This window comes from Acinetobacter lwoffii, assembly GCF_022809915.1.
In the GTDB taxonomy this organism is placed as follows: domain Bacteria; phylum Pseudomonadota; class Gammaproteobacteria; order Pseudomonadales; family Moraxellaceae; genus Acinetobacter; species Acinetobacter lwoffii_M.
On the sequence record NZ_JALGQY010000038.1, the window covers coordinates 21,613 to 27,781 of the forward strand.

The 6,169-nt window shown below is 35.4% G+C and carries 6 protein-coding genes and 4 pseudogenes; 7 read left to right on the forward strand and 3 right to left on the reverse strand.

Annotated features, from left to right (window positions below; translation table 11 throughout):
• Positions 1-42 precede the first annotated feature (42 nt).
• From MTX11_RS14630 to MTX11_RS14640, 3 genes and pseudogenes are all read left to right on the forward strand, one after another.
• Positions 43-543, forward strand: a pseudogene (locus tag MTX11_RS14630) (IS3 family transposase); the annotation flags it as partial.
• 150 nt (positions 544-693) lie between these two features.
• Positions 694-1,044, forward strand: coding sequence for a hypothetical protein (locus tag MTX11_RS14635; protein ID WP_004281821.1), 351 nt, complete (start codon positions 694-696; stop codon positions 1,042-1,044).
• Between the two features lie 202 nt (positions 1,045-1,246).
• Positions 1,247-2,213 (forward strand): annotated as a pseudogene (locus tag MTX11_RS14640) (IS481 family transposase).
• A 118-nt stretch (positions 2,214-2,331) separates the two neighbouring features.
• Here MTX11_RS14640 and MTX11_RS14645 read toward each other — a convergent pair.
• Positions 2,332-2,763 (reverse strand): PPC domain-containing protein, encoded by a 432-nt coding sequence (locus tag MTX11_RS14645; RefSeq protein ID WP_004281816.1) that lies wholly within the window; start codon positions 2,761-2,763, stop codon positions 2,332-2,334.
• Between the two features lie 302 nt (positions 2,764-3,065).
• On the opposite strand from MTX11_RS14645, the gene MTX11_RS14650 reads away from it, so the two are divergent.
• Positions 3,066-4,265 carry a tyrosine-type recombinase/integrase gene (locus tag MTX11_RS14650; protein WP_239928999.1) on the forward strand — a complete coding sequence of 400 codons (1,200 nt, stop codon included), beginning with the start codon at positions 3,066-3,068 and terminating at the stop codon, positions 4,263-4,265.
• 33 nt (positions 4,266-4,298) lie between these two features.
• On the forward strand, positions 4,299-4,520 hold the full coding sequence (locus MTX11_RS14655; RefSeq protein ID WP_234622155.1) for an antitoxin HicB: 222 nt from the start codon (positions 4,299-4,301) through the stop codon (positions 4,518-4,520).
• A 252-nt stretch (positions 4,521-4,772) separates the two neighbouring features.
• On the opposite strand, the gene MTX11_RS14660 is transcribed toward MTX11_RS14655, so the two are convergent.
• Positions 4,773-5,024 carry a hypothetical protein gene (locus MTX11_RS14660; RefSeq protein ID WP_004658363.1) on the reverse strand — a complete coding sequence of 84 codons (252 nt, stop codon included), beginning with the start codon at positions 5,022-5,024 and terminating at the stop codon, positions 4,773-4,775.
• A 195-nt stretch (positions 5,025-5,219) separates the two neighbouring features.
• Between MTX11_RS14660 and MTX11_RS14665 the strand changes: the two genes are divergently transcribed.
• A complete protein-coding gene (locus MTX11_RS14665; RefSeq protein WP_004658364.1) occupies positions 5,220-5,441 on the forward strand; it encodes a helix-turn-helix domain-containing protein in 222 nt (73 codons plus the stop codon).
• Between the two features lie 251 nt (positions 5,442-5,692).
• Positions 5,693-6,022: pseudogene (locus MTX11_RS14670) on the forward strand (transposase); the annotation flags it as partial.
• A gap of 47 nt (positions 6,023-6,069) precedes the next feature.
• Here MTX11_RS14670 and MTX11_RS14675 read toward each other — a convergent pair.
• A pseudogene (locus MTX11_RS14675) lies at positions 6,070-6,169 on the reverse strand (IS6 family transposase); the annotation flags it as partial.

Consider the following 6,169-nt stretch of genomic DNA (forward strand, 5'->3'; position numbering starts at 1 on the left):
GAGCGGTTCAATTATTGATTGACTACCAAGACGGTATCTCAGGTGAGTGACTTTACGTATATTCAAACAAATTCAGGCTGGGTCTATACCGCCTTTATTATTGATGTGTTCTCACGAGCAATTGTTGGATGGAAAGTATCAACACGTATGAATACAGATATGGTGCTCGATGCACTGGAGCAAGCATTGCACGATTGAGGTATGCCAAGGAATGTGATTCATCATTCCCATAGAGGTGTTCAATACCTTTCCATTCGCTATACCAATCGTTTAGAAGCAGCAAATTTACGAGCATCAATCGGTACAACGGGGGACTCATACGATAATGCTTTGGCTGAAACAGTGAATGGCTTATACAAAACAGAGATGATTGAATATTTAAAAGCAGATTGGCAAAGTTTAGCAGATGTACAACTTGCGACATTAAATTGGGTAGATTGGTTTAATAAAAAGCATGTACACAGTGCACTGGGTTATGTATCGCCTTTTGAGTTTGAAGCAATGTACTATGATAAGATTAACCCGTTAAGTCAGGTGGCCTAACTTAAATAAAAAAATCTCCGATAAATCCGGTAAGGTTCAAAATGCGATTTATGGCTTTTTCATGTAAAAAAAAGTAATATTTGTTTTATTGTTAAATTATAACAATTAGTATAAATACACCTATGATTTACAGATGAAAAAGGTAGTTAAATGAAATATTTTTTAAGTTTAACTTTGTTAGTTTTAGCAATGACTGGGTGTACTTCGAGTCCAAAGACTGAAACTTTACAAGATAAGGCTACAAGCAATACTTCAGCTGATACGCAGGTCCTTAAATTTTCTGGTCCGAATGGTTTATTAATTTTTCTGAAATCATCGGATAACTTTGAAACTGCTTTAATGACTGATAACTCAGGCATGGTATATCGTTTAAAGCAAACAGTTGCTGGTAGTGGTATTCGTTTAGCTAATAATAATGGAGTTTCAATTCACTTTAAACGTGGTGAAGGGGTTGTTGAATTTGTAAAAGACCAGCCAATCAGCATTACTGAAGTAAAATAATAAGGTTTAAACTTTAAGAGAACCCCACACCATAATCTGCATACCGAAAGTTGGACACTATTCCTTGAAATGTGGTCAAACATGATCAAGGACTAATTCGCACTCTGTTAATGGGTGAATTCAAACATGAGGTGCGACAGTTTCAAAAGCCTTATGATAATCTGTGTGATTCATAGACATCACTTCAATATAATGGGTGTCTATGAACAGAGAAATTCAACAAAGACTCGTATGGGTTAAATTATTTGAAGAGACCAATAATGCTGGCCTGATTTGTCGGAGATGTGGCATTTCTAGACCAACTTTACGCAAGTGGTGGAAACGATATTCTGAACAAGGTATTGATGGATTAAGTAGTCATAGTAAATGTCCCTTAAAATCGCCAAATACTAAAATCAATGCTGAGCTAGAAGCTTTAATATTGGAAATGCGCTCAGCTAGAAATCTTGGTGCTCGACGTTTGCAAACCGAATTAATGAGCTGCACGGAGTCTCGTTGTCCTTGGCGACTATCCATAAAGTACTATCCACCCATTAAGTCAAACCGATTAAAAAATTCCGTCGTAAAGTAGATTACATTTGTTATGAACGTCCATTACCAGGCGATAGAATTCAAATGGATACCTGTAAACTGGGTCCTGGACTATATCAGTACACATCTATCGATGACTGCACACGATATCGCGTTTTAAGGATATATAAACGCCGAACAGCTGCGAATACACTCGACTTTTTAACTGTGTAATTGAATAAATGCCTTTTCCCATACAGCGAATACAGACCGATCGTGAACGAGAATTCTTTGTTGAAAAAATACAGAAAAAATGATGCAGTATGGGATCAAATTTAGGCCGAATAAACCGGGTTCACCTCATCTGAATGGCAAGGTAGCGCTCACAAAAGACTGATAAATCTGAGTTCTACGCTACTGTAGATATCGATTCAGAGGAAATTCAGAGCAAACTGGCAGAATGGCAGCATTACTGTAACTGGATGAGACCACATTCAGCTTTGCAAGGTAAAACACCGATGGAAAGGTACTTTGAATTATGTGAAGAAACTCCTTTCTTAGATGAAGTCCAGAAGCAATACGCCCCCTCAAATGAACGGATTCAACATGCCAGTTACAAGATGTATTTAGAGATTGCTAAATTGAAACGATCTCTATGAATTACGTATCTATATCATTTTTACTAATATAAAAACATATACGTAAAAATCACGCCCCGTTTAACTGGCAATAGTTTTTGAACCCTGGTATAAAAGCTTAAAAAAATCTAGCAAGTCTTTATTTAATGTTAATACTCATCCAGTATTGAGGTTTTTTATCTTTTCTTGCCTGTGATCTAGGTTGTAATACTCTAATTTCATACTCACCTGAAGCAGGTAAAATATAAATACCCTTATCATCAAGCTCTGGAGAATATTCTCCAAGATTGATGGAGTCTTTTAATTGATTACCCCATAAGTAAGCTTCAACATTTCCTCCAGTCAACTTCACTTTTAACTTTTGCCCTTTTTTAGCATAAAATTTGTAGGAATCATACTTGTATCCATCTATCCTTCCGTAATAATTTGCAGAGTGAGCTTTTTTAGCAAATTTAACTACAATAGTCTTTCGTATATCATTGTTATCATTTGCAAGTACGACAGGGCTAACTATAGTTAAAGTTAGGGCTATCAAAGCGCCAGCTAGTAATTTCGTATTCGCTATTTCCATAATAAGGTTACCCTAATTCTTGTATCGCTCCTGACGTAATAACATAACTAATAAGTAACCATGAATCATAGAGCAGAAATGTGAATAGTCATAACATGGGGCTGCACTTCAAATGCCAATTTAAGACTTGCAAAATCAATGGTTAATTAATTGGTTACTAGGGAATAACCAATCTAAATATAAATTTTATTTAACAATTACTTATAAAAATATGTGATGCGTATGATACGCATCATATATAAAGCTTTCTATTTTGATATAATTGATCCAATCAACCACTTATTAGGTTTCATTTAAATTCCATGAGTCTTACTGAAATTAAAGTTCGCCAAGCTCATTGCAAGGAAAAAACCTGTTTTTTATCCGATGAAGATGGGCTTAGCCTGAAGATTGAGCCAAGTGGAAGAAAATCTTGGTGCTATCGCTATACAGATCCACAAACTAAAAAACGTCGACGCATTCAGTTAGGTCTTTATCCTGATTTATCGCTGAAAAAGGCACGACAAGTCAGAGATGACTTTAAAGACAATGATTTCTGTTTTGAACATGATACTGCCTCTAATGTCATCACCTTTGGTAAGGTTGGGGAGGAGTGGTTACAGTTCAAACTGAAAAATGCCTTCAACGATCTACCCCGCTGTGGTGTACTACAGTTAGCAGAAAGATGCTTACAGCAAGATATTTATCCAGACCTTCAGGATTTACCTTTTCAAAACATCAAGCGTTATGACCTGGTTTCAGTAATCAAAAAAATAGAGGGACGCCAAGTAAAAGAACCTGTCAAGAAAGCTTGTAGTTATTTGAACCAAATTTATGACTACGCTGTAGCGATGGGTTATTGTGAATTCAACATCGCTCATGGTTTAAATAAAATCGCCATTAACAGTAAAATCAAGAAAAATTATCCGTATTTGAAAGCGGAGGATATATCTGATTTTAAGTATAAATTACAAAAATTGGATGCCCATCCGATTATTAAAAAAGCACTGATGTTTAAATTATATACTGGAGTGCGAGGGGCTGAATTGTTATTGTCTGAGCCTCATCATTTTGATTTAAATGAAAAAATATGGAAAATACCTGCCTTGCATATTAAACAGTTTCGACGAAAAGTCATATTAGGCCATGAGATTCCAGATTTTTTAGTTCCACTTTCAAATCAGGCTTTAGAGATTTTGAAAGACGTCATGCAGTGGTCATACGGTGAAAAATACCTTTTTGCTAGCCCTCGCAAACACAATCAACCGATTCATTTTAATACATTAAATATGGCTATACGTAAGATGGGGTATGGCAAACATCAATTATCCTCTCATGGACTACGTTCCACTTTTAGTACCATTTTGAATGACTCAGGTTTGTTCCAGGATAACTGGATTGAGGCACAACTTTCACATATTGATAAGAACCGTACCCGTGCCAGCTATAATCACGCTGACTATTTAGCCCAGCGGACTGAAATGATGCAGTGGTGGGGTGATTATTTAAGTACTGCTAAGTGAAAATCGTACTTTTATACATAGACTTAAAACATTATGGGGTTTCAAATGGATAGTAAACAATATACTTGCCGTGTTACATGGTCAGCAGAAGATAATGAGTATGTTGGGTTGTGTGCTGAGTTTCCATCATTGTCTTGGCTTGATGCGGATCAGTCTAAAGCATTCTCAGGAATAGAGGAGCTCGTTGCTGATGTTGTCGCTGATATGATTAGCAATAATGAAAAAGTTCCTACACCACTCTCCGTGAAAATATAGTAGGCAGTTTGTTGTCCTTGTTCTCAGTGGTTCAACAAAAACTAGCCCTCGAAGCCGCAGAACGTGGCGTGGACATAAATTGTTTAGTATCAGTAAAAAGAGCGATGTAATTTTAGTACGAGTGAGTGATAGAGCAGGAACTTATGCTTCATATATTCAGTAAATGGTATGTTTTTGAATTAATGGGTATTTTTAAATAAAGCTTTCTTTGATTTAGTGCTTTTTATTTAATAAATTAATTTTAAAAACAACTTAGGCTAATTGATAAACACTATCTGGAAAGATTAAAAGAAAATATTTTTTAATTTCTGCTAATTCATTTAAGGCAGGTTCCCTTTCAAGCAGTTGAAATGTCCAAATAAGTACAGCCTGATGATTATCATAGCAAGTATTTACTCCAAGAAAATTAGCCATTCCATAACTTCTATTGATGTTCATTTCTTTAATTAATTGATTTCCTAAGTCACGAGCTTGCTGGCTGATCAATAACTCATTTGGTAACACGGCGGTCATCTCCACAAAATAATCTAATGCAGGTTCAATCCTTATATTTAAAAAGTTATAATTTAGTTGAAATGGATAAAATATACTTTCTATAAGCTGTAATAACCTGCTGTAGGTTAATTTTAGCAAAGTATTATTCAGTCAACAACTTCAAATAACCCACAGCAAGTTATTTTTTTGTAAATTAATTTAAATATGATTACTTGTAAGTTATCTAGCCTCATGGGCGATAGAAAAATTTTAAAATTAAGTGAAGTGGTGCATGCAACAGGTATCAATCGCAACACGCTCACAAGTATGTATTATGACCGTGCTGTACGTATTGAATTACCAGTCGCCGATAAGTTGTGTAAGTACTTTAACTGTACGATGAATGATTTGTTTGAGTTTAAGGAAGAAGTTGAAGAAAAAGATTAACTTAATACTTCGTTTGATAAGTTTTTCGAAGAAAAAGACTAGCCAATACTTAGTTTGATAAGTTTTTCTCTGCAGATCTAATATTGAATTTTATAAAATATCATTACAAACAGATACTAATTTCATTACTTCTAAAATGAAATCAATCGAATGGTAGAGTTTTTTTGCTATTTGCATTTTAAGGTGGGATTTTGAGGCCTTGTTGCGTAAACCTACCGATAAGGTCTTATACAGCAATAGCCTACACCTAAATTTATCGTACACCGAATTGGTCATCCTACAATCATGCTTTGATCAATTATGGTAATTTTACAATTTGGTTTGATACTAAGATTCAATGATATTCGCAGTCACAAGGAAAACATGGTCGAAATCAAACTTATTCTGACATAGCCATTCAGTGCTATCTCATGATTAAATCCTTATTTCGTCTTTCTGTATGCATGGTGACTGGCTTTGTCCAAAGCTTGATTAAACTTTGCGGATTAGATTGGACAGCTCTGGATTATTCAACCATTCGCAGAAGACAAAAGCATATTGATATTCAAATTAGCTATGAAAAGAGTTGCAATGGACGGCACTGTTGCAAATAGAGATTTGAGTCGATGATGTTCCCTTTAAAAAGTACTTAGAGACCGAAAACCCTGTTGATTAGACACACTTCACCCTGAGGCTGACCATAATAAAATGACGATGCTTGTCCTTTACGTAGTGCACGCATGACTTCA